Consider the following 24,572-nt stretch of genomic DNA (forward strand, 5'->3'; position numbering starts at 1 on the left):
AGTACTTATGACTTTGCCATCTGAGTTTACAACAACTTTCGCACCAATGCCGTCATATTTAATACTACCGTTGTTCTGACTAGTAACCTTTTTTGGGTTTCTGACTGCTTCTAGCATTTCGGAAGCCTTCACTCCCCTATGCAGACCCTGTCCTTATTTTATAATCAAATAACTTAAAAGCATCCATCGCATGTCCGCATACCAGATGGGCGAATGAGGGGTCACCAGTATCCGCATCAATCGCGAACGGTTCTATATATTGAGCCTGTAGCGAATCCCGAATGACATTTTTATACTGGTAACTTTCCTTTTCAATGGCATCATATCCTCCACTGATATAGCCAAATGTCTCCTTGGAAAGCAAATTGGAGCCTCGCCAGAAATCTACAGTGGACAGATAGCGTATCAAAGGATTGTTGGAAAACGTCAGGCTGGGGGCATCATAGGTAAATACCGTCTTTCCCTGATTGACGTTGTTGGAACTGCCAATAAATTCGGTTACAGTGGTATATAAAACCGGGCTGGTTTCGAAACTAGCTGACCCATCCACGATATCGGATGATACTTTAATCACATATGCATTTTCAGCCAAACAGCCATTAACTGAAAGTTCGCTGTGCGAGTAGCCCAGAGTCCAGAAACTTTCAGTTTGAAATGGATTTAGCCGGATGAAGCCGCAGCCATTACATTGCTCTCCTCCATATTCATAAGATTTGATCTCCTGCTGACCTTCCACATTATTAATGACCCTCTTTACCCGCAAACCGCCTGCATTGGTTGCCACGCCAGCCCACCAGACCTTATTTCCTTCGTATTCAAACTCTGTTGAACCTGATGTTGGAAAAGTAATTTTCTTTAAGACATAAAACTGGGTTGTAGCCTCATTCGGATCGCGGACGGCTGCCCCGGACGAATAATTGGTTTGCCCTCCTCCTTTTGCTGTCACCAGCACTTTAAAGTTTCCAGGAATCAAGCTGCCATTTGAATTAAAACCATTGTAAAAACCCCAGTAATCAATGCCCTTCAAATCGACGGGATTATTTGGAGCGGCCTGGACGGGCTCATTGTATTCAAAACTATGCGTTTCCGAAGTTGCTCCTGCCGGGACACCAAAGCGCTCCACCTTGGTCAACTTATAGCGCTTGGTATCGCCCGAATATAGTGCGTGTGAAAAAGAATGTTTTTGGATCAGATTATTGGATGCGTCATATACTTCCATGAATTTGAGCTTGTTAGCCTCAAAAATATTAGGTGATGTACCCCCGGTTTCATAAGAAAATGAAACTTTACCATTGTCCCACTCAATGGATTTGAGCATGGTAACATAGTGCGTGGAGGTTACAATTCCCTGGTAGATATTAATCTGCGGGAATGCATTTACAGCAGCAGTCACAAAACTGTTAATGGACTGCGGCGGATTGCCCAGATCGAAACTGCTGATTTTACCTAAGTCGGTCCTGGTGCTGCTGTTGTGATATATTCCGGCCGCATACTTCAAAGTGATATGTTCCTTGCCTCCCTGTGAAATGATATCGGTTAACAGCCAGCTGGTAGTAAATGACCGACCGGCATTTTTCTGGTCCGGAATCGTACTTTCCACAACGTCCAAATTTCCAATTGAACGGCCATAACGGTACGTAGCACCGTCTTCATCAACAATATCAAAATACGTGAAGGCCGAATTGAAGGATGGAGCATTAGACGAAATCTTTATTGGCCGGAAAGGCACGGTTACCGGTTTATTGTTCCCAGTGTAATTTCCATTTAGGTCAAATATGTTCTTAAGCATAAACTTGCCGCCGCCGGAGGGAAAGCTGTAATAAAAAATATCGGGTTGAAGATCTGAGCCGGAAGCCGTTTCGTCAGCGGCGAGTTGCTGCTGGTAAAAGCGCCTGGCCGCGTCGGCAGCTTGTGTTGTTGTACCGCCCAACTGCCCTGACGGAATGATTGCTGTTGGCGTTAATGCAAGCTCATCCGGATCTCCTATGACATTTCTCGAAATCCTCCCACCCGCATTCAGCGACCAACCTAAACCAATTATCCCACTGTTCTCCCTTGGTTTGAAGCCGCCTGCATGGTAGGATATGGAAATTGGAAGTTTAAGTTTCCCCGTGTTGATCGTATAAAGAGGAACATTAATCTCCGGCACTCCGGTAATGTGACCGACCGGATAATCGCCATACCGCTGGAAGGCAGCAGACTGCGGGGAAGGCGGAGTAACCTTGGAGAAACCGCTTTCGGCCTGGATGGCGTTTGGTTCATTGTCCAGGATTATTGCGGTGATCGGATCATGCGGCGTTCCCGGATCAGAAAGCACCTGAGCCAATGCCGGGCCACCCAACAAACAAAATGGAGAAATAAAACTAAATAAAATGTGTCTCAACATCACTTGGAAGGTTTAAGTACAAAATAGGACCATGAGGCATTCCGCAGTAATTTTTCACTACTAGGCGGAAGAGGGCCTTAGTACTTAGACGTCACCTGTTTCAATCGGTCACTATTATTTTTAAAAATATTTTCAACTGGTTGTTTCAACCCTTAGGCGTAAGTTTGTGGAAAGCCATAGTGCTTTTAGCCGTTAGCTGTTAGCGTTTAGCAGCAAGCAAAAAGAGCTAAAAGCCAAAAGCTAACCGCTAAAAGCCCCCAAAATGCCCAACTTCGAAACCACCGCCCCCATTACTATAACCTGTCACAAATGGCTTGCTCCAAGTCTCCAGAAGGAGGTTAGCGAATTCGGCTTCACGATCATCGAAACTTTTGTGACGGGTGTGCGTATACGTGGGACATTGAATGATTGCATTCGACTTAACCTCAACCTTTTTTGCGCCAGCCAGGTGCTATACAGCCTCGAGACCTTCAAGGCGAGAAATGCGGATGACGTCTATAAATTTTTGTCAGATATCGCCTGGGAAGATATTCTGCTGGACAACGGCTATTTTTCAGTGACCAGCAATGTGCAGAATCCTACCGTCAACAATTCCATGTACGCCAATGTGAAAGTGAAGGATGCGATTGTGGACAGGATCAGGTCGAAAAAGGGTGAGCGGCCATCATCCGGCCCCGACTTATCCTCGGCCGTAGTCTATTTATATTGGAAGGACGAAGATGCTGAGATCTTTATCGATACTTCGGGCGATTCGCTGGCCCGGCATGGATACCGAAAATTACCCGGGAAAGCTCCGATGCTGGAAGGATTAGCGTCCGCTACGATTCTGGCAAGCAATTGGGACAGGGCATCGGCGTTCATTAATCCCATGTGCGGTTCAGGAACATTGGCGATTGAAGCGGCGCTTATTGCCACCAAAAGCCGCCCCGGGCTGTTTCGCAATAACTACTCATTTATGCATTTGCACGGTTATGATCAGGAATTTTACTATGCCGAACAGGATAAGGTAGAAGCACAGATCATTGAGGTACCTAACCTGCGCATCATCGCCACCGACCACAGTGTGGAAGCGATTGCGTTTTCAAAGAAAAATGCGATTGCGGCGGGCGTGGCCGATATAATCGAATTCAATGTTTGTGATTTTGCAGACACGGAAGTACCCACCGAGCATAAGGGCGTACTTTTTATCAACCCCGAATACGGCGAACGACTGGGTGAAGAAAAGGAACTTGAAGAAACCTACGGACGGATTGGTGACTTTATGAAACAAAAGTGTGGAGGATATTCGGGGTATGTTTTCACGGGCAATATGGACCTGGCCAAAAAAATTGGACTGAAAGCAAAGCGCAGAATTGAATTTTATTCGGGTAAAATAGATTGTCGTTTGCTCGAATATGAACTTTATCAAGGAACGAGGAGAGAAATTGTTGAATAAGGCAACGTTGTTTGGCACAATGTTTTAACAATAAAAGCATAATCAAACAGCAATTTGTCATGAAACAGTCACAGAATTCGGGGACAAAGACGCAAAGTCAAACTTCCCGACAAAAGCCTGAAAACAAGGACAATTTGGACAGCAGGCACAAAGAAGAAGAGATGGTGAAAGGTGATCATATCACTAATAATGAAAAAGAGCACCGTAGCCAGGGCAAGCAGCAAAAGCAAAGCCAATAAAGATTATTTGTGTTTATTGTGATTAGATTGAATAAGCCGGGCCCGTATTTTCGGGTTCGGCTTTTTTATGGCATGGCGAACTGAAATCCGTGTTTTCCGGAACCAATCGTCTTCCCAGGTTGCCCCGGAAAAACCAAATTTGCCTTGACATTCACAGGGATTTCGATCTGCACATTTACCATTCCATTTTCTCTCGACCATTTTGTCTTAACAACCCCGTATGGCGTCTCGTAAGCCGTTTCAGCGCTGGTAAGATCGCCCGGAAATTGTGGCTGAATGATCAATTGTTTATACCCAACCGAACCTTCAGCCTGCCTGATCCCTCCTATCCCCTCGTAAAACCACTCCATCAAATGCCCCAGCATTAAGTGGTTATTGGAAACATTCCGCAGTGCGGGCCAGCTCTCCGTCAAAGCCGTCGCGCCATGTGCGAGCTGGTACCCGTAGCCCGGGACATCATTGCGGTTATTCATTTTATACAAAACCTCCGCTGCACCGCCTTCTGACAATACTTTTACCAGATAATGAAAACCGACGTCCCCAGCCGTGAGAACATAGTTATTGTCTTTTAATGATTTAACAAGATTGTCAAAAACGGCTTGTTTTTCGGAAGTTTCCACGAGCCCAAGATATATCGCCATGGCATTGGCCGTCTGGCTGCCGGTAGCGTATTCTTTGGTGACGGGATTAAAAAACTTTTGATTAAATGCTTTCCTAATCTCGGGAGCAAGCTGCTGATACTTTTTATGATCTCCGGTTTTACCCAAAATACCTGCGATTTGGGCCAATATCGTCACATCATAATAATAAGTTGCGGTTGGCGTCAGGCCTTTTGGTGTTAGCTGCGATTCGCCCATTGTGCCTGGGCCCATATCAAACCAATCGCCCAGTCCATGCATTAAAATGTGCCCGGTAGCTTTCGTTCCAAGGTAATCCACGTACCTTTTCATCATCTCGTAATGATCTGACAGCAAATTTCTGTCGCCATACCATTGATACGAATACCAAGGCAAGACAACCCCCGAGCTTCCCCACTCCGGCGAATCACGAAAACCGCCTTCGAATGGAACAAATTCGGGTACAATGTCCGGGATTAAACCATTATCTAATTGCGCCGACTCCATGTCTTTGAACATTTTCCGGTTCAAATGCTGCATGTCCACATTCAGCTGGATCGAGTTGCCCATCAGGTAGGTTTCTTCCAGCCATCCCAGTTTTTCGCGGTGCGGACAATCGGTCACCACGTGGGCAATGTTGCTTTTAATTGCCCAATTGATAAGGGTATATATCTGATTAAAAAGCGCATTGGAACATTGAAAGTGACCTGTTGCAGAAGCAGAATTCCGAACATGCAGCGACCGTAATCCCAATATAACCGGTAAGCCCGACGGATTTGCTTCTCCTTCCGGAACCGCGCCTTCAATCTGGATATACCTGAAACCATAATAAGTAAACCGCGGTTGCCAGGATTCTGTCTTCTCTCCCCGTAATGTATATTGATAAAAATGAGGGTAACCGGAAGCGCTTTGGTTTATGTCCCCTAAATCGGTGATCAACTCGCCGGGCGTAATCTTCACACTCGAACCAGCCTTTCCTTTGACCGTCAATTGAGGGATTGCCGAAGCATTCTGTCCCATATCATAAACCCAAACGCCAGGTTTCGGCTGCGAAATTTTGGCAACCGAAAAGGTGTCCCTCACCGCCATCGGATAGCCGACCTGCGCAAGTAATTTCTCCTCTTTCACAACAATTAGAGGCTTTTTCCATTTGCTATCATCAAATCCGGGCAGGTTCCAGCCGGGTTGCTCCCTGGTCGCGTCGTAATCTTCTCCTCCATAAATGCTTGTAAAAGTGATCGGACTTTCTGTTACTTTCCAGCTTTGGTCGCTCACCATTTCCTGTTTCGTCCCGTCCGTATATTCCAGCACCACTTTGCAGATCATTTTGGGATTTCCGTACGCAACCAGCAGCTTGCGATAACGTTCATTGGGAACATTGTAAAAACCGTTGCCTAGCATCACGCCGATCGCATTTTCTCCCTTTTTCAAATTGGAGGTTATGTCAATGCTGTTGTAATAAATGTAGTCTTCATAATTGGTCCAGCCGGGAGACAGAAAATCCTTTGTAGCGTTTTTACCATTGATACTAAGCTCGTAATGTCCGAGCCCTGAGATAAACGCCGTCGCTTTTTTTAAGTTTTTGGGCACATTAATAGCTTTTCGGAAAACAGGCAGCGGATGACTTCCTGACTTTCTTTTTCCAAAATTTGGGTCATTATGCGGAACATGGATACCGGGCAGGACGCGCATGGAATCTTCCCAGGCCGTCAATGCCAGCCATTTTGCATTTCCCCAATCCGTTGCTTCCAGCAATCCCATCTGCCAGGAAGCAACTTCGCTCCATTCCGACTCTTTTCCTGACTTATCCCAGGATTTCACCTTCCAGAAATACATTTTTCCTGAAACAAGCTGCTTGCCCGAGTAAGGAATATGAATGGATTGGTCGCTGGAAATCTTGCCGGAATTCCAAACAAGATTTATTCCTGTATGCTGCTTTTCCGGCGTTTCTGAAACAATAATCTGATAAGCTGTTTGTGATTCATTTCGTGCATCAGAGGTCAATTGCCAGGAAAGCGAAGGGCTTTGCGTTTCGATGCCCAACGGATTTTGCTGGCTCTCACATTTAAGATTAATGACCTTAAACTGGCCATATCCTGAAAGTGAGATGAAAATGAATGATATAAAAGATGTTAATAGCTTCAACATACAGTAATGGTTTCGATACCCAACAACTTACCTAGCTTATTGATCTTGGCCGAAATATGCCCAACCCCGACAGCGCAATGGTGGGCCGGCCCATGGCTATTCCAGTTCTCCACAAACTTTCTGGCGCCGATAGAAAAACGGTAGCGGCTGTTTGTATTTCCAATTTCCAGGATCGCCCCAGGCACTGATTCACCTTCTGCTATCAGCAATTGAACCTTTCCGTCGTAGGTTTCTACAACGGACAGTAAGGTAACCGGGCCATGTTTCACGCTCATTTCCACCGACAAACCGTTGCCTACTTTGCCATGATATACATGGAGCGGTCTTACTTTTGTTTTACCTTCTGCAATCGCAATGTGACCCGGACCGTCGTGCCCCATCAGTACCACGTCGTCGATAAAATCCATCGCATAATATTCAGTAAACGAGCCTCCTGCGCCAAAGCTGTCCATGATTTTCATGGCCTGCGCATTTTTAATTTCATACTCTCCGGCAACCGGAATGCCGCTGGCTGTTAAAAGCGAGTTCCCCAAAATGACCGAACTCATCGAATCCTCATTCATGACATTGCCTGTCCCTTTGTGGTAGTAAGCCATAGAACCCAGCTGATACCTATTCACAAGACGTTCCAAGGCTACCGCCGTTCTGGCCGCACGTTTCAATTCTTGTTCTGAGCAGTCGGACTGGACGTCGAAGGTGGTTTCAAAACGCGTAACCATATCTCCAATTTGCACGTCTGTAACTTCCTGGCGCAAAGCCGAAAGTTCGTCGACCTCGATTACTTCGATATGTCCTCCAAAAACGGCGCATTGCCGCGTGAGATCGGAGTAGATGTCCAGCATGCCACTGTAATAATTGCCCATAATCCCTAATCTGTTGTGCGCCATGACGTTAGCAACACCTGCGGCAGCTATCCAATCCCGCACTTCATCCCAGGCCAGCGGATCATTGTTCAGCATTCCGGTGATTTGGTAAAAAGGAATTTGGGAGCGATTAAAAACATTAGCAATCTCGGGCACAGGACAAGCGGAACAGTACGCAAGCCACTCCCCAGTCATTTTGGTGCGATCGTTGAGACTGTTAAACCACTTATAATCTATCGCCGCTTCAGGAGCGAGGTTAAGAATAATCACCGGTACTTTTGCCCTTCTCACAACCGGCAAAACAGTAGAAGAAAGCGCATAAGTGGTAACATATAAAAAAATAAGGTCCACATCCGCCTGACGGAACGTATGGCCTGCATCCAATGCTTTTTCAGGGGTGTCGATTAACCCCAGGTTGACGATCTCGGCACCATATCCGGTCAGCTTTTCTTCGACCTCGTCCACATAGCCTTTCAGCCGTTCTTCCAGACCCTCAAATTGCTCCCAATATGCCTGCAAACCGATGCCAAAAAGTCCGGCTTTGAGGTGATATTTACTTTGTACTGACATATCAAAAAATACAAATCTGTATTATAAAGGACTGAAAGATAATGCACGCATTTTAATTTTATTTATTGAGTTTTCTTGTTTTAAATGCATTTATTTACAATTTAATTTGTAAAAATAGGATGGAAACAAGTTTGCATCCAATGAATAAACTGGCTCATTATTTGCACATATTGATATGGAGCTATACAGAAAATACTTTGATGCGGAGCAGCTTGAAAGGCTGGCGGACTCAGAGCCAAACTGGGGTGTGTCAATCCTGAACATCGGACATAACCTTCATCCTGCCCAGAAACCTTACCCCGATGCAAACCATCCTGAGAGTTACCACTTCAATTGGGACAAAGGACGGGTGATCCATGAATTCCAGATCGTTTATATCTCCAATGGCAGCGGTATTTTTGAAACTGAAACGATCCCGCCGACGCTGGTGGAGGCTGGTACCGCATTTCTGCTGTTCCCCAATGTATGGCATCGGTACAAGCCAACCATGGAAACAGGCTGGGAAGAATTCTGGGTCGGATTTGGCGGTAATTATTCCGAGTATCTTATGCGGCAGGATTGTTTCAAAGCAGACAGCCCGTTGATTAAAATTGGCTTCAACTCGGAGTTATTGAATGTATTCATCCGACTTGTTCAAACATTGAAATTCGAGGGAATTGCGTATAAACAAATATCATCGTGCCTGGTCATTCAATTGCTGGGGCTGGTGTATGCTTCCGCACTGATGACCGACCAGGCGCAATCCTATAAGGAAAAACTGGTGCACCGCATGCGTTACAAGATTCATGAAAATTGTGCGGGGGTGATCGATATGGAAAAGCTGGCGGCGCAAAGTGGCGTGAGTTATGGTTGGTTCCGTAAGGCATTTAAAGAGGTAATTGGTACCTCTCCCGGCCAATACCACTTAAATCTTAAAATCGAGAAAGCCTGCGAAATGTTGCGGGAAACGTCTTTTTCCATTTCGGAGATCGCCTACAAGGCTGGATTTGAATCCGAATTTTATTTTTCAAGAATTTTTAGAAAAAAAATGACCGTTACGCCGTCTGCTTATCGGGAGGGTTAAAATCTTATTGCTTTTGCATTCAATTTTCCATCCTGCAAGTCGTTCCTAAGCTGACTGGAAAATAGCCGGGCCAACGTTGCAAAATACCGAATAGATGAGACTATCTGCTTTGTTAATTTTTCTATTGCTCTCCGCAACATCCTGCGAATGGATTGGAAACTCGCCCAGTTTTGGGGACGATTTTGTGACCTATACCATCCGATCTGGAAATCACGACGCTGATAATACCATTAACACGCCATTTACTTCCAAATCAATGCATTTCCAGGCGCTCTTTGACAGTAGCTGTATTTACAAAAATGCGGTCGCAGAGAACCAGAACGACATCAACAAACTATACGGTTTCTCTGATTGCAGTTCTCAACATCAGAACAATAGCGCGCGCTTTGGCTGGAACTGGCGCGAAGGCGCGATACATATCTTCGCATATGTATATGTGAACGGCCAGCGCATGGAAAAAGAATTGGGTACGGCCGAGCTCAATGAGCCGACCAGCTTCAAGATCGCAACGCAAGATAATGCCTATCTCTTCACTTTCCACGGCATAGAAACCACCATGCCGCGCCATTGTTCCGGCGGAGTCGGGATCGCTTACAAATTGCTGCCTTATTTTGGTGGAGATGAACCCGCGCCGCAGGATATCCGCATCAAAATCAGGAATTTATAGCATTTGCGTACACAGTAAAAGATTCAGGAGCGACCAGTACCACGCCGGAATCAATTTGCTCCGATAATGTACGTTCCCCATTCCACTGTTCGTCCGAGGAGGCGATCAACTTTTTCCAAATCCCCTTATCTGCGGGAAATGAAGTTTCTTGAACAGATCTGGAGAAATTAAGAATCGCTACAACATGCTGTTCAGCAGATATGCGGCCCATCACAATCAATTCTTTTTCAGGAAATGCCTGCACATTCAGATCATCGCGATTTGTATTTGCCAGCGCAGGCTCTATTTTTCTGAGATTGATCAGCTTTTTATAGTATTCCAATAAAGTCCGGTGCGGTTCCTTTTGCAGAAGCTCCCATTGAAGTTTAGATGCATTGAATGTTTCTTCCGACATGGGGTCTGGCGCGTCGCCTTCCAGGTGAAAGGCTGCAAATTCCTGTTTTCTGCCTTTGCGCACTGCTTCGGCCAACTCGGGATCGGTGTGGCTTACGAAGTATTGAAATGGATTTGTTTCACCCCACTCTTCTCCCATAAATAAAAGTGGTACATAAGGACTAATCATTACGGCTCCGGCTAGCAGTTTCTGCATTTCAAAACTCACTAACTGGCTGGTACGCTCTCCAAGCATACGATTCCCAATGTGATCATGATTTTGGGAAAAAACTACAAATTGCTGCCCGGGAAAACCGTCTGCCTTCACGCCGAATTTCCTTTTCCGGTGCTCCGAATAAATGCCATCGTACACGTATGCGTCTGCATAAGATTTTGCAAGAGAAGTAATCGGCTCAAAATCAGAATAATATCCGCTGCGCTGCTGGCCCGAGGACACGCGCAATGCATGATGGAATTCATCAATCCATTGCCCATCCATCCCGTAACCGCCTTCCTGCACCGGTTTGATAAACCGGGTATCATTCAAATCCATCTCGACAATGAGGTAATGTGTTTTCCCGGTTTGTCTGGTCAATTCGTCAGTCCGGTTCCTGATCTCCTCTAAAAGATGAACGGGACTGAAATCTTTGATGGCGTGAACTGCATCCATGCGCAGGCCGTCGATATGAAAATCGCGGAACCACATGAGCGCATTTTCGACAAAAAATTGTCGCACTGCATCGCTCCATTCATCATCAAAATTGAGTGCATCGCCCCAGGGTGTATGATAATTTTCAGTAAAATAAGGCCCCAGCTCAGCGAGTATATTTCCTTCGGGCCCCATATGATTGTAAACCACATCCAGGATTACCGCCAGGCCTTTTTCATGACTAGCATTGACCAACGATTGCAGACCCCTTACCCCACCATAAGAATCCTGGACACAATACGGAAATACGCCATCATAACCCCAATTACGGGAGCCTGCAAATTGCGATACGGGCATGATTTCAATAGCCGTAATACCGAGGTTAACCAGATAATCCAGCTTGCTTTCTATAGACGTAAAGGTACCTTCGGGTGTGAAGGTACCTGCATGCAACTCGTAGATGATGTATTGGGATAGCACTGTATTTTGCCAATCCCGGTCCGTCCAATTAAAATTCTTGACATCAACAGCCTTGGAGGGTCCATGAATGCCTTTGGGTTGGGACAAAGAGGCGGGATCAGAGACAATGACGTCATCATTGAGCTGAAACTGATATAAATCACCCGGCTTCAATTCATTGGTTTCGAGCAGCCAATAGCCATAAGTCTCCTTATTCAATACCAGTTTTTTCCCGGAATCCACCAGCAATAGCTGGACATTTTCGGCCTCCGGAGCCCAGACGAGAATGTGCGCTTCTTCAAACTCATTGAAACTTACACCCGGCATACCGGTCAATACAGCGTCAACAATCATATTTTTTGTCCTTCCAATGCATGTTTAAAAACCATAACTGACCGGCTATCCACAATGACGGAACTTCCGGCTTTAACAACCTGGCCATCATTGCTGACACAACTATTGGCTGTATCAATCACCTTGCGCCATTGGCTGCCGTATTTTTCCGGAGGCAAAATGTAATTAACGGGTTCATAATGAGCATTGAAGATCATATAAAAACTATCGTCATAAATCGGCTTGCCTTTCGGGTCCATATGCCTGATCCCTTTTCCATTCAGGAAAACGCCCAGTGACTTCGCATGATCGTGTTTCCAATTTTCTTCCGGCATTTCCGTTCCTTCGGGTAAAAACCAGGCGATATCCTCTAATCCTTTTCCCTTGATCGGCATTCCGCGGAACCAATGCTTCCTTCTAAAAGTAGGATGGGTTTTAACAAAGGCGATGAGCTGCTGTGTAAATCTTAACAACTTCTCGTCAGCCTGCTCCCAATTTAGCCAGGAAATTTCATTGTCCTGACCATACGCATTGTTATTTCCACCCTGCGAGCGTCCCCACTCATCGCCTGCTACAAGCATTGGCACACCTTGCGATAAGAATAGCGTGGTAAGGAAATTTCGCTTCTGTTTATTTCTCAAATCAAGGATTTCCTGATCAGTAGTAGGCCCTTCAACCCCACAGTTCCACGACTGATTATGAGACTCTCCATCCATACTATTCTCACCATTTGCCATGTTACGCTTTTCATTATACGACACAAGATCGTTCAATGTAAAACCGTCATGCGCGGTGATAAAATTGATGCTTGCGGTGGGTGTGCGGTCCTCTGCTTTATACAAATCTGAGCTGCCCGTGAAACGCTCGGCAAACTCTGCCAGCATACTGTCTGCGCCGCGCCAGTAGTCCCTGATACAATCGCGGTAACGTCCGTTCCACTCCGCCCAACCGTTTGGAAACTTACCCACCTGATATCCGTCGTGCCCAATATCCCAGGGTTCTGCAATGAGTTTTACCTGCGATATCACCGGATCCTGGTGAATAATATCAAAAAATGCACTTAACCGGTCGACTGCGTGCAATTCCCTGGCTAATGTGGACGCGAGATCAAAACGGAAACCGTCGACATGCATTTCAGTGATCCAGTAACGCAGGCTGTCCATGATCAATCGTAAAACGCTGGGAAGCCTGGCATTCAATGTGTTACCAGTTCCGGTATAGTCCATATAATATCGACCATCCATTAACCGGTAATACGACATATTATCAATACCCCTGAATGAAATCGTCGGGCCCATTTGGTTTCCCTCACCGGTATGGTTGTACACAACATCCAGGATCACCTCGATACCCGCTTTGTGCATTTCCTTTACCATATTTTTAAACTCGACCACCTGTTCGCCATGGGTACCCGTACTGCTGTACCTGACGTCCGGTGCAAAGAAACCGATCGAATTATAGCCCCAGTAGTTGGTAAGTCCTTTCTCCTTCAAATGTCGGTCGGAAATAAAATGATGGACGGGCATCAGCTCTATGGCAGTAATGCCTAATTTTTTCAGATAATCAATGCTCGCGGGATGGGCAAGGCCGGCATAACTTCCTCTGATCGCCTCGGGAATGTCGGGATGCAAGTTGGTGAATCCTTTGACGTGCGCTTCGTAAATGATGGTATCGTGATACGGTATCCCCGGCGGCTGAACGTCCTCCCAGTCAAAATGATGGTCGATTACCACTGATTTGGGGACGTAGCAGGCACTGTCCAATTCACTATAACTCAAATCTCCGGCCGGATCACCGATAATATATCCGAAAAGCGCATCATGCCATTGAATGGTGCCCGAAATGGATTTGGCGTATGGATCTATCAATAACTTATTAGGATTAAAACGCAGCCCGACCGTTGGCTCATACTGACCGTGAACGCGATATCCGTAAAGCTGGCCCGGTTTAAGTCCGGGTACATACACATGCCATATATGTTGCGAAACTTCCTTGATCTGAATTCTGACATTCTCTGTCAAACTATCCGGCCTATCAAACAGGCACAGCTCCACGTCCGTTGCATTTTCAGAATACAGGGCAAAATTCACTCCTTCATTATCCCAGGTTGCTCCGAGCGGGTACGGCTTGCCCGGATAAACGATTACATTATCAAGTTTGGATTGATCAACTACTTTTTGATTGGCAATTTTCCTCATATACCTCATTTTATGTTCACACTATACCATTATCCACCTAGGAACTTACCGGAAGCAAATCCTTTTTAACTAAACATGTGGAGTGGATTGTTTTGAGAACTATAGTGTTATAAAATTATGCCAAGCCTATTGTCGAGCATTTTGAAAAACCATTTGTTCATCGCATGATCGCGACCCGGAAGTGGGTATATTAATTGACGAAAATTGTACAGGAGGAACTGGACTAAACCGCATTACATTAACAAAAATGACTAAATTTCCGGCTCTTGTCCATTTTTGACCCGAAAACATGATTCTGATTGTCGATGACAGGCCGGAAAACATTCTTCCTTTGAAAAAAATCCTGGAATTGCACGATTTCCAGACGGACAGTGCAGAATCGGGTGAAGAAGCCTTAAAGAAAATCCTCAATACCAGCTATTCCGTTATCATTATGGATGTGCAAATGCCAGGTATGGATGGCTTCGAAGTCGCGGAGGCTATTTCGGGATTTAGCAAAGCGAAGGATACCCCAATTATCTTTTTGTCGGCCATTAACACCGAGAAACGCTTCATTACAAAAGGTTATAGCTCTGGCGGTATAGATTACCTCACTAAACCCGTTGATCCGGATATCTTGCTGCTCAAAGTCAAGACATTTTATAAGTTATACGAACAACAGCAGGAATTAAAGGCGATTCAGGAATCATTACGGAAAGAAATTGAGATAAGAAATCGGGCACAGGAAGAGCTGGCGGCAAGGATGCAAGAACTGCGCTTCATTCTCGAATCGCTGCCGCAGATTGCATTTACCATTAAAACGGACGGAAAGATCGAGTATGTGAATGAACATTGGTTCCAATACTCTGTCGACGCAAACACTTTTCCGCAAATCCATTCCGACGATGATGTTTGCGAACGCTGGGATGCACATTTTCAGCGGGGGCTGGAATTCACCAGTGAGGCTCGGCTTATGCATCTTGACACCCGGGAATACAAACATTTTCTGCTAAAAATCATCCCTATCTTTCAAAATGGCGTGATTATCCGTTGGGTGGGCTCTTTTACCGATATTCATCAACAGAAAGTGGCGCACGAGGTGCTGGAAATGAAAGTCGAGATCAGAACCAGGGAATTGATGGCCAAAAATTCGGAATTGGAAACTACTAATCACGAATTGCAGCAATTTGCCTGGGTGGTCTCACACGACCTGAAAGAACCTCTTCGCAAAATTCAGACATTCAGTCATCTGATTAAAGATAAATATTTGAGCGGCAATGCGGAGGCAACGTCTTACCTCAACCGTTTGATCAATTCGTCTGCAAGAATGTCCAGGCTGATCAGCGATTTGCTTGATTATTCACGGCTTTCTGTCAAAGCATTCTTTCAGCCAACCGACCTGAATATTTTGATCACTGAATTGCTTTTGGATTTCGACGAATTGATCCACGAAAAAAATGCAGTAATCGACATTGACCGTCTTCCCATCATTGATACCATTCCAAGCCAGATCAGACAGGTTTTCCAGAATCTATTGGGTAATGCATTGAAATTCTCGAAACCGGACGTTTCCCCTGTGATTTCAATCACCTATGACCTGATCGAAACCAAGAATACGGATGGTGTTATTTCGCCGGATGGAGAATACTGCCGGATTGCGATTGAAGACAATGGGATAGGATTTGACGAAAAATTTCTGGACAGGATTTTTATCATTTTCCAGCGGCTTAATAACCCCGGGAATTACGAAGGCACCGGCATTGGCCTGGCCATTGCAAAGAAAATAATGGATAAACATAATGGCCTCATTTCTGCCCACAGCGCGCAGAACCATGGCGCTAAATTCATACTGGTACTGCCTTTGGTTCAGGAAAAGGCGGCCAATGAAACCCAATCTGAAAATCAGTACACCGAAAACCTATGACAAAAAGTTCTAACTCAATCATTCAACAATTACAGATTGTTTTTTCTTTTTCCATTCTCCTGCTCTTTTTCAGCCTTCTGGCTTCGTATTACAGTACCCAAAAGCTGATCAATAATTCGGAGCTGGTGAATCACACCAATGAGGTGCTGATTGAAGCCGAAAGCATTATTTCTTACATGAAAGATGCAGAAACAGGCCAGCGGGGCTTCCTGGTTACATCCGACCCCGTTTTTCTTGAACCCTACAATGGCGCCTACGCGAAAACCACCACCAGTTACAACAACCTCACCAATCTTACCGCGGACAATCCAACCCAGCAAAAGTACCTTCGGGAAGTCAAGGCGCTTTATGAGGCCAAGTTCGGGCAGATGCAGAACATCATTGATAAGGCCAGGAAGAACAACAACTTCCTGAATGATAGCGAAGCACGTTTGAGAGAAATGGTGAGGGGGAAAAAGATCATGGACGACCTTCGGCTGGTGGTACAAAGAATCAAAGATGAAGAAAGTCAGATCCTGGCTTTACGCCTGGAACAACAGCAGATATACATTGACTACACGCCCATACTGCTGGTTATTGCTGCCCTTATTTCAATTTTAATCACCGTATTTGCCTATATCCGTATCAAAAACGATATGGACAAGCGAATCGCACAGCAAAGGCAGGATGAAGAGAAATATGAAGAAACCAACAGACGCATTGGCTACATTGAGAAAATAACCCAGCAGGTTGCCGACGGTGATTATTCAGTGAGAAGCGAAGATAATGATGAAGACGACCTCGGCAGAATCTCGATAGCATTGAATTCCATGACCGGATCATTAGAGCAAACGATCACGGATCTGCAGGCCAAAAATTGGTTACAGACAGGGGCGGTCCGAATCAGTGATGCGATCAGAGGGGAAAGGGTTTTGAAAAAACTGGCGTCCAATCTGGTCAATACGATCATCAGCTATGCAAATGCCCAGCTTGCCACGTTCTACATCCTCGATTCCGGATGGAATTTCAAATTGGCGGGAGCTTATGCCGTGCAAAATGCCCCCGAATTGATCGTCGCTGGCAAAGGACTGGCGGGACAGGTTATTGAAAGCAAAAAGTCACTGATTGTGCGGCAAGTTCCCGACAATTACCTGAAAGTTACCTCCACATTGGGTGAGAGCAATCCGGCGGCGCTGGTGATCTTGCCACTGACTTATGCCTATGAATGTATTGGGCTGATTGAGATAGCGTTCCTTCAAATGCCGGACAAAATGGTGATCCGGTTTTTGGAGGAAAACCTGGAATCGATCGCAACCGGGGTTAACTCGGCATTGGACTATCTGAAATTGCAAAATTTCCTGGAAGAAACGCAGGCACAGTCCGAAGAGCTACAAACCCAGCACAATGAACTGGAAAACTTGAATGCGGAGCTAGAAGCGCAATCCCAGAAATTACAAGCTTCCGAAGAAGAGCTTCGGGTGCAACAAGAAGAGTTGCAGCAAACCAATGAGGAACTGGAAGAGCGGAGTGGCTTGCTGGAAGAAAAAAATCTGGAAATCCAGAAAAAAGCTGAAGAACTGGAATTGACCACCCGCTATAAATCAGAATTCCTGGCCAATATGTCGCATGAGTTGCGAACTCCGCTTAATTCTATTTTGCTGCTCAGCAGGCTTTTAGCGGAAAATGATGAAAAGAATTTGAACGAGGAGCAAATAGAATATGCGACGGTCATCCAATCTTCTGGTAACGGCTTATTGGGTCTGATTGACGAAATTCTTGACCTTTCAAAAATCGAGGCGGGCAAAATGGAGCTCGACTATATTTATGTTTCCCCAAAAGAAATCAGTGATGACATGAAATCCCTTTTTGCCCCCATTGCAAGGGAAAGAGGGCTTGACTTTGAAATTGTGATCGAGCCAGGTGTTCCCGCGGTGATCGAAACAGATAAAATGAGATTGGAACAGATCCTTAAAAACCTGATTTCCAATGCGTTGAAATTTACGTCCCGCGGGTCGGTAAACGTAAACATCAAAATGCATGAGGGCCATGACAACACGATCTGCTTTGCAGTAAGGGATACGGGTATTGGGGTGGCGACGGAGAAACAGCAACATATTTTCGAAGCCTTCCAACAAGCAGACGGTTCAACCAAACGAAAATATGGCGGTACCGGACTAGGCCTTTCCATCAGCAGGGAATTGGTAAAATTGCTTGGGGGAGAAATTTCCTTATCCAGCGTTTTAGACCAAGGCAGCGAGTTTCAAGTAATTATTCCTATCTCCTTAACCCATTCCCTGCCGGATCAGGAGAATACGAATTTTTTCATTGGTGAGCAGGATGAAATGAAACCAGTGAAAACCGAGACAAGGTTTGTCAGTCCCATTATTCCCGAGAATATACCCGACGACCGCAGCCACGTCATTGAAACAGATAAGACGATCCTGATTATTGAAGATGACACCTTATTTGCGAAATCGCTTTTGGAATACACACGTAAACAAGGTTATAAAGGGATTGTGGCTGTGAGAGGCGATGAAGGTTTGCAACTAGCCCAAGCCTTTAAGCCCATGGGTATTCTGCTGGACATTCAGCTACCCGTCGTCAGCGGATGGGAAGTGATGGATCACCTCAAATCCAATCCTGAGACGAGGCATATACCTGTACACATTATGTCGTCCCACCGGATGAAAAATGAAAGCCTGTTAAAGGGTGCAGTTGATTTTATCGACAAGCCAATGGTTGGTGATAAAATACAAGAGGTCTTCAAAAAGATTGAACATGCCATCAATAATGAATCCAAAAAAGTATTGATCCTGGAAGATAACTCCATGCATGCCAAGGCATTAGCCTATTATCTGGAAACTTTTAACATTAACTCAGAACTCAAGAGCGACATAACCGAAGGAATTGAAGCATTGAATAGTACACAGGTGGATTGCGTCATTCTGGACATGGGTATCCCGGACAAGAAAGCTTATGACACATTGGAAGAGGCGAAGAAAAATCCTGGATTTGAAAATATTCCCATCATCATTTTCACGGGCAAAAGCCTCTCCATGTCGGAGGAACTGCGGATTAAGCAATATGCGGATTCCATTATTGTGAAAACGGCCCACTCCTACCAGAGAATGCTCGATGAGGTGTCGCTATTCCTGCATGTGGTGGAGGAAAATAAGAAAGACACCAAGAAGCTGTCGGGGCAGAGGAAGCTGGGCGGGCTTGGAGAAATCCTGAGCAACAAAACCGTTTTGATCGCCGATGATGACGTCAGAAATATCTTCTCGCTTTCCAAATCCCTGGAAAACTATAAAATGAATGTGATCACGGCTTTGGACGGCAAGGAAGCGCTGATGAAACTGGAAGAAAATCCAGGGGTAGATGTCGTTTTGCTTGATATGATGATGCCCCGGATGGACGGTTACGAGACGGCAAAACGGATCCGTGAAAATCCACAATGGCGGAACCTTCCGGTAATTGCAGTGACGGCCAAAGCGATGACAGGTGACCGGGAGAAATGCATCAATGCCGGCGCCTCTGATTACATAACTAAACCGGTTGACATTGACCAGTTGATGTCGCTATTAAGGGTTTGGTTGTATGAGAGGTTTTGAATTTTGAATGAGTGAATGATGATCTTTACCTCCAATGAATAAGAAAAAAGTTTTGATTGTGGATGATGATGTGCGAAATATTTTCGCTTTGAAGGCTACTTTGAAAGCGAAGGGATTCGATTGCATTTCATGTTCCGGGGCGCCGGAAGCGTTGGAGCTGCTTCAAGCGGAGCAGGAAGTCGACGTGGTACTGATCGACATGATGATGCCCGAAATGGACGGTTATGAGGCGATTCCGCTGATTAAAAAGCTGGGTCAGGGAAGGCATATTCCGGTGATTGCGGTCACTGCGCAGGCTATGGTCGGAGATAAAGAAAAATGTTTACGGGCAGGGGCTGATGACTACATTTCAAAACCGATCGACGTTGAAAAATTATTGCATATACTGAGGGCTATTTAAGGGCAGCGAAATGATTGACGAGGAGGAAATTGACCTTTTATTGAATGACTTGTTTGACCTCTATGGCTACGATTTCACAAGTTATTCGAGAGCTTCGTTAAAAAGACGGATCGTAAGGCTATGTTCTCTTGATAAATTCCCCAGCTTCGCCGAATTACGATACCACGTCAAAACTGACCCCACTTATCTGAAGCGCTTTGTTGAGGAAATTACGGTCAATGTAACTGAAATGTTCCGGGACCCTTCTTTCTACAAATCGCTCCGGGACGATATCTTACCCATTTTTGGGACAAAGCCGTTTATCCGGATCTGGCATGCGGGCTGTTCCACTGGTGAAGAAGTTTTCTCCATGGCGATTTTGTTGAAAGAAGCCAATCTACTCAAGAAATCACTTTTATATGCTACCGACCTTAATCCGAGCGTATTGGATAACGTCAGAAGAGGTATCTTTCCACTTACCCAGATGAAGCAATACTCGGAAAGCTACATTTCCTCTGGGGGTATCAATGATTTTTCCACTTATTACACGGCCAATTACGGACAGGCCAAATTCGATCGCGAGCTATCCGAGAAGATTATTATCTCCACGCATAACCTGGTATCAGACAGCTCATTTAATGAATTTGACCTTATCGTTTGCCGGAATGTGCTGATTTATTTTGATAAAGATTTGCAGGACAGAGTGTTGAAACTGTTCGATGCCAGCCTGGGCACATTGGGTTATCTGGCGCTTGGGACGAAGGAAACCCTGAAATTTTCCGCAGTACAAAATAAGTTCAAGCAATTGAATAAGGAAAAGATATGGAAGAAGATCGCCTAGAAACGTCTTGCCAACTGCTGGTCATCGGAGGATCTGCCGGAAGCCTTGATGTACTTTTCAAGCTGCTTCCAAGATTAAAAGCTGGGTTAACTTTCCCTATTGTCGTGATTTTACATCGCCGTAATTCCGTGGAATCCTTCCTGGCTGAATTGCTTGCATCCAAAACCGTGCTTCCTACCCGGGAAGTGGACGATAAAGACCCGGTCGTTCCAGGCAATATATACCTGGCACCTGCCGACTATCATTTGCTGATCGAGAAAAACCGCACCTTTTCGCTAGACTACTCGGAAAAGGTAAATTTCAGCCGTCCGAGCATTGACGTTACGTTTGAATCGGCTTCGGAAATTTATGGTAAAGCGTTGGTGGCACTAATTTTGTCGGGTGCCAACGAAGACGGGACGCAAGGCATGTTATGCATTCAAAAAAGAGGAGGCCGGACGATCGCCCAAAAACCTGAAAGTGCTCAGATGCCATTTATGCCCCAGAATGCCATTTCTCGCGGTGCTGTGAATTATATTCTTGATATTGAGCAGATGTCCACATTTATCAATGAGCTCACTTAAATTTCTATATCACTCAATATTATGGCGAAGCCTAATAAATTATATAGCGTATTATTCAACAAATGCCCGAGATGCGGCGTAGGCGACTTCTTTATTTCCAAAAATGCTTACAACCTCAGGAATTTCGACAAGATGAACAAAAGTTGTCCGCATTGCGGGGAAAATCTGGTACCCGAACCAGGATTTTATCAGGGCGCACTCTACATGAGTTACGCATTTTATGTGGCCTTCATGGTCATTTACTTCCTGATATTTGTCAATTTTTTTGAGCAATATCTTGACTATTTTCTCATCAGCATCATCCCTGTCCTCATCCTGCTGACTCCTTTATTTTATCGTTTGGCCAGGAGGTCGTGGCTGGCGTTGTTTATTAAACCTGCGTCTAACGAGACAATTTGACCCTTTGGTGCGAAAGTGGACGTTCGTAAAATATGCTAAGGTCTCTGGCCGACACTACCTTTTTCCTGGCGGGGTTGTTTTTACAGGAGTATCATAAATTTTGGAACGGAAAATACCGTTCTGAATCTTGATTTTGCTTCCGTTTTGACTGTGTATTGCCTCGCCGGTAAATGACCCTTCCACAACCTTATTTTCTTTATCCAACCGCGTTACCCGCAATCTGCCCGAGCCTCCCATCGCTGGGTCAACCACATAGCCTTCTGTACTGCTAATGGTATAAGCCAAAATCACTTTGTTCAGCGGATTGAAGTCCACATCCTCGTTCAACTTGATATCCTCAGGAAAGAACAGGCCCAATGCAGTACCTGTTTTGTCAACATCCTGCACGCCTACGACAACCACGATATTCTGGGCAATGGTGGCGGCTACGGTCGAATTTTCACTATTAGCCACATTCGAAGTCCAAACCTGGCCGTCGATTTTGGCACCGAACACGAATTCAGGCTCCGCATCATCATTTTTACAACCTGAAAAGCAAAGAATTGCGACAATTACAAAGGGTATCTTTTTCATAACATTTTTGATTACACGATTGTAAAATTCAAAAATGTCGCGGACTGGAAAAATAGTTAGGCCTAACGATATTCAGGCTCCTCGCACAACTCAATAATAAAAAATCAGAACATCATTGCCTCACAACTTTTCGCATGTCGGTACTTCCCGAGTCCTTTGTAATGCGCATGGTGTACAAACCTGCGGGAAGCTCCGCAGTGTCAATGTTATATGGTGCGTTCGTGATTCCATTTTTTGAAAATTCCCTTGCCAGTACTAAAACTCCCGAAATATTAAAGAACTCGATTTTACGCAATGGCTCTCTGTCCTTAATTTGGATGATCAGATTGTTTACCACCGGATTGGGATAAACGGAGGTTAAAAGATCGAGGTTTTCAAATGAAACATTGCGGATCCGACTGTAAGCATAAGTGCCGTCCTTGTCCGTCATTTTTAGGCGATAAAAGTTAGTACCATTTTGAGGCTCAAGATGCATAAAAGAATATTTCCTGATATCCTTGCTTTCTCCGCCAGCTGCCATGTTGGCAATCACGGCCCAGTTCTTGCCTGAGTCGGTACTGTGCTCAACTTTGAAATGATCGCTATTCACCTCAGCGCTGGTCGACCAGGTTAACAAAATAGCGTTTTCCTCTTTTTGGGCCGAAAAATCAACCAACGTAACGGGCAAGGCATCGCAAGCCGATTGTACTTCTTCCACCGAAGAACAGCCCGCTTTGTTATTTTCTATTATAATCAATTCGGCATCAGCGGTGGCCAGATAGGCGCAAATTGGCACAACAGCGCAATTTTCAAGTTCGGGATTATCAGCAACGAGCAGCAAGCGGCCGATTGAAGTCAGGCTGGATAGTCCTGTCAGACTGTTGATTAATAGATTATCAACAATACCAAAGTCCTCGGTAATTGTTTCCAGCGCATCCAGGCCGCTTAGATCCAGCATATTTTCATTTCCTTCAATCAAGAACGAGCCATTGATTGTTACCAGATTTTCAAGTCCTGTCAAATCCACCAGCGACGCATTTCCCTGGATATAAAGGTCGTAAACCTCGGTAAGGCCTCCCAGCCCTTCCAGATCAATCAATGAAGGATTACCCAGAATGGACACATAACCTTCAAAGTATATGCTTTCCAGATTGTCCAGGCCGGTTAATTTCGTGAGCAAGGGGTTACCAGCAATATCCAAATCCCCGTCAATGGCAGTAAGTGCCGCCAGTGCAGTGATGTCAGCAAGTACGGAGTTCCCAAGCAGGGATAATCCAAATCCACCTATCGATTGCACTTTTTCCAGACCGGTCAGGCTTGTCAGCGACGGAAGAAGTAAGATGCTTACTTCTTGCCCGAAAGATTCAACATTATCCAGTCCGGTGAGGTCTGTGAGTGCTAAATTTAAGAAGAGCTGCAAACCTCCCCTGACTTCCGTCAATGAGGTCAACGCGCTCAGGCTCGCCAGTACCTCGTGGTCGGAGATAACCATATAACCGTCAATGGATTCCAGCTTTTCGAGGCCATGAAGACTCAGCAGCGATATGTTAGCATCGAGTATAAAGTCCCCTCCAATGGTTTCCAGATTATCCAGCCCCGAAAGATCTTCCAGCGCATCATTAAAATCGAAATAAAGATCGCCCCCAACCGAAGTTAAGCCTGTCAATCCCGTCAGGTGCAGCAGGCCCAGGTTATTGGTGATGTCAAAATCGCCAGTAATGGTTGTCAGACTTTCCAAGCCGGTCAGGTCGGTTAGCAGGTCGTTGAAACCAAATCCCAACCCCCCGGCGCTGGTAAGGGACATGGTACCCAGGCTGGCCAGGAGGTCATTTCCGCCGATACCAAAATAACCAGTCACCGAAGTAATTTGAAAAAGCCCTTCTAAGTTGACGAGTGCATCATTATTTTGTATTACCAGATCTCCCGGAACGGTAGTGATACCAGTCAAACCATTGAGATTTTCCAACAACGGATTGTCCTCTACAATCACATTGTTGCCAACACTTGCGATGTTTTGAAGGCCGGCAAGGCTGGTAAGCATTGGATTTTCTAAAATTTGCAACGATCCACCTACATCTACAAGGGTGCTTAGAGGGGTTAAATTGGTAATATCGTCCCCTTGAATGACAAGATTTCCTTCTAGTACGGTACAATCCGTGTAATCAGTCAGAAAAGAATTAATCGAAGCCTGATCAGCAAAATTAAGATCGGTGGGACATTGGGCGAGGGCGGAAAAAGGCAGTAAAAGCGCGACGAGGGCGTAGATTTTAATCATAACGGAGGGTTTGGTTGAGTAAATCTGCGGTAAAATACAATATTTTACCGTTATCTGCCAAACCTCGTTTC

General features: G+C 45.3%; 17 protein-coding genes. 10 read left to right on the forward strand and 7 right to left on the reverse strand.

Annotated features, from left to right (window positions below; translation table 11 throughout):
- Nucleotides 1–136 precede the first annotated feature (136 nt).
- Nucleotides 137–2,386, reverse strand: a complete 2,250-nt coding sequence (locus FHS68_RS16925; RefSeq protein WP_167272227.1) for a hypothetical protein — start codon at nucleotides 2,384–2,386, stop codon at nucleotides 137–139.
- Between the two features lie 262 nt (nucleotides 2,387–2,648).
- Here FHS68_RS16925 and FHS68_RS16930 point away from each other — a divergent pair, with 262 nt between their 5' ends.
- Together FHS68_RS16930 and FHS68_RS16935 are read left to right on the forward strand one after the other, a co-directional pair.
- Entirely contained in the window at nucleotides 2,649–3,821 is a 1,173-nt protein-coding gene (locus tag FHS68_RS16930; RefSeq protein WP_167272229.1) for a THUMP domain-containing class I SAM-dependent RNA methyltransferase, read from the forward strand.
- Between the two features lie 59 nt (nucleotides 3,822–3,880).
- Complete coding sequence (locus FHS68_RS16935) at nucleotides 3,881–4,060, forward strand: hypothetical protein (protein ID WP_167272230.1); 180 nt, start codon at nucleotides 3,881–3,883, stop codon at nucleotides 4,058–4,060.
- Nucleotides 4,061–4,125: 65 nt separating this feature from the next.
- Here the strand turns inward: FHS68_RS16935 and FHS68_RS16940 are convergent, their stop codons facing one another.
- Nucleotides 4,126–6,825: a family 78 glycoside hydrolase catalytic domain gene (locus tag FHS68_RS16940; protein ID WP_167272233.1), complete on the reverse strand. Its 2,700-nt coding sequence runs from the start codon at nucleotides 6,823–6,825 to the stop codon at nucleotides 4,126–4,128.
- The gene (locus FHS68_RS16945; protein WP_167272236.1) at nucleotides 6,819–8,258 is read right to left on the reverse strand and encodes an arabinose isomerase; all 1,440 of its coding nucleotides are present in this window, start codon (nucleotides 8,256–8,258) and stop codon (nucleotides 6,819–6,821) included. The genes FHS68_RS16940 and FHS68_RS16945 overlap by 7 nt, the downstream gene beginning before the upstream one ends.
- 175 nt (nucleotides 8,259–8,433) lie before the next feature.
- Here FHS68_RS16945 and FHS68_RS16950 point away from each other — a divergent pair, with 175 nt between their 5' ends.
- Entirely contained in the window at nucleotides 8,434–9,321 is an 888-nt protein-coding gene (locus tag FHS68_RS16950) for an AraC family transcriptional regulator (protein WP_167272239.1), read from the forward strand.
- A 94-nt stretch (nucleotides 9,322–9,415) separates the two neighbouring features.
- Nucleotides 9,416–9,988: a hypothetical protein gene (locus FHS68_RS16955; RefSeq protein ID WP_167272242.1), complete on the forward strand. Its 573-nt coding sequence runs from the start codon at nucleotides 9,416–9,418 to the stop codon at nucleotides 9,986–9,988.
- Here the strand turns inward: FHS68_RS16955 and treZ are convergent.
- A complete protein-coding gene (gene treZ, locus FHS68_RS16960) occupies nucleotides 9,975–11,822 on the reverse strand; it encodes a malto-oligosyltrehalose trehalohydrolase (protein ID WP_167272245.1) in 1,848 nt (615 codons plus the stop codon). The genes FHS68_RS16955 and treZ overlap by 14 nt on opposite strands.
- Nucleotides 11,819–13,999 carry a glycogen debranching protein GlgX gene (gene glgX, locus FHS68_RS16965; RefSeq protein WP_167272248.1) on the reverse strand — a complete coding sequence of 727 codons (2,181 nt, stop codon included), beginning with the start codon at nucleotides 13,997–13,999 and terminating at the stop codon, nucleotides 11,819–11,821. Before glgX ends, treZ begins: the two co-directional genes overlap by 4 nt.
- Before the next feature lie 289 nt (nucleotides 14,000–14,288).
- On the opposite strand from glgX, the gene FHS68_RS16970 reads away from it, so the two are divergent.
- From FHS68_RS16970 to FHS68_RS16995, 6 genes are read left to right on the forward strand one after another with little or no spacing between them, the layout of a single operon-like run.
- The gene (locus FHS68_RS16970; RefSeq protein ID WP_167272251.1) at nucleotides 14,289–15,902 is read left to right on the forward strand and encodes a hybrid sensor histidine kinase/response regulator; all 1,614 of its coding nucleotides are present in this window, start codon (nucleotides 14,289–14,291) and stop codon (nucleotides 15,900–15,902) included.
- Nucleotides 15,899–19,492 carry a response regulator gene (locus FHS68_RS16975; RefSeq protein ID WP_167272254.1) on the forward strand — a complete coding sequence of 1,198 codons (3,594 nt, stop codon included), beginning with the start codon at nucleotides 15,899–15,901 and terminating at the stop codon, nucleotides 19,490–19,492. Before FHS68_RS16970 ends, FHS68_RS16975 begins: the two co-directional genes overlap by 4 nt.
- A 34-nt stretch (nucleotides 19,493–19,526) precedes the next feature.
- Nucleotides 19,527–19,892 carry a response regulator gene (locus FHS68_RS16980; RefSeq protein ID WP_167272257.1) on the forward strand — a complete coding sequence of 122 codons (366 nt, stop codon included), beginning with the start codon at nucleotides 19,527–19,529 and terminating at the stop codon, nucleotides 19,890–19,892.
- A gap of 10 nt (nucleotides 19,893–19,902) precedes the next feature.
- Nucleotides 19,903–20,712: a CheR family methyltransferase gene (locus tag FHS68_RS16985; protein WP_167272259.1), complete on the forward strand. Its 810-nt coding sequence runs from the start codon at nucleotides 19,903–19,905 to the stop codon at nucleotides 20,710–20,712.
- The gene (locus tag FHS68_RS16990; protein ID WP_167272262.1) at nucleotides 20,694–21,275 is read left to right on the forward strand and encodes a chemotaxis protein CheB; all 582 of its coding nucleotides are present in this window, start codon (nucleotides 20,694–20,696) and stop codon (nucleotides 21,273–21,275) included. The genes FHS68_RS16985 and FHS68_RS16990 overlap by 19 nt, the downstream gene beginning before the upstream one ends.
- A 21-nt stretch (nucleotides 21,276–21,296) precedes the next feature.
- Nucleotides 21,297–21,674, forward strand: coding sequence for a DUF983 domain-containing protein (locus FHS68_RS16995; protein WP_167272265.1), 378 nt, complete (start codon nucleotides 21,297–21,299; stop codon nucleotides 21,672–21,674).
- A gap of 54 nt (nucleotides 21,675–21,728) precedes the next feature.
- Here the strand turns inward: FHS68_RS16995 and FHS68_RS17000 are convergent, their stop codons facing one another.
- Nucleotides 21,729–22,247: a Riean_0653 family protein gene (locus tag FHS68_RS17000; protein ID WP_167272268.1), complete on the reverse strand. Its 519-nt coding sequence runs from the start codon at nucleotides 22,245–22,247 to the stop codon at nucleotides 21,729–21,731.
- Nucleotides 22,248–22,359: 112 nt separating this feature from the next.
- A complete protein-coding gene (locus tag FHS68_RS17005; protein WP_167272271.1) occupies nucleotides 22,360–24,501 on the reverse strand; it encodes a T9SS type A sorting domain-containing protein in 2,142 nt (713 codons plus the stop codon).
- Between the last annotated feature and the right edge of the window lie 71 nt (nucleotides 24,502–24,572).

The sequence above is a fragment of the Dyadobacter arcticus genome (assembly GCF_011762185.1).
In the GTDB taxonomy this organism is placed as follows: Bacteria; Bacteroidota; Bacteroidia; order Cytophagales; family Spirosomataceae; genus Dyadobacter; species Dyadobacter arcticus.